The 435-nt window shown below is 56.8% G+C and carries 1 protein-coding gene; it reads left to right on the plus strand.

What is annotated here, in order from left to right; translation table 11 throughout:
* On the plus strand, positions 1-435 hold a 435-nt coding region (locus C3Y91_RS38850), incomplete at both ends, for a carbohydrate ABC transporter permease (protein WP_168575110.1).

Here is a 435-nt window from a genome sequence, read left to right on the forward strand (position 1 = left end):
TCATCACCATCATCTTCGTCTACGGCTTCATCGTCTGGACGGCCTATCTGTCGTTTACCAATTCCAAGACCTTTCCCTCCTATGCGCTGACCGGAGCACGCGCCTATCAGCGGCTGTGGCGCTGGACCTTCGAGAGCGATCCGCCGTCGTCCTGGTATACCTCGATCACCAACATGGCGATCTTCGGCTTTCTCTATATCGGCATCTGCCTGGCGCTCGGCCTGTTCCTCGCCATCCTGCTCGACCAGAAGATCCGCGGTGAGAGCGTGTTGCGGCCGATCTTCCTCTATCCGATGGCGCTTTCCTTCATCGTCACAGGCGTTGCCTGGAAATGGTTCCTCGATCCAGGCCTCGGACTGGAACAGACGCTGCACCATTTTGGCTGGACGAGCTTCCACTTCGACTGGATCAAGAACAAGGACTTCGTCATCTACA

Source organism: Rhizobium ruizarguesonis (genome assembly GCF_012349115.1).
In the GTDB taxonomy this organism is placed as follows: Bacteria; Pseudomonadota; Alphaproteobacteria; order Rhizobiales; family Rhizobiaceae; genus Rhizobium; species Rhizobium ruizarguesonis.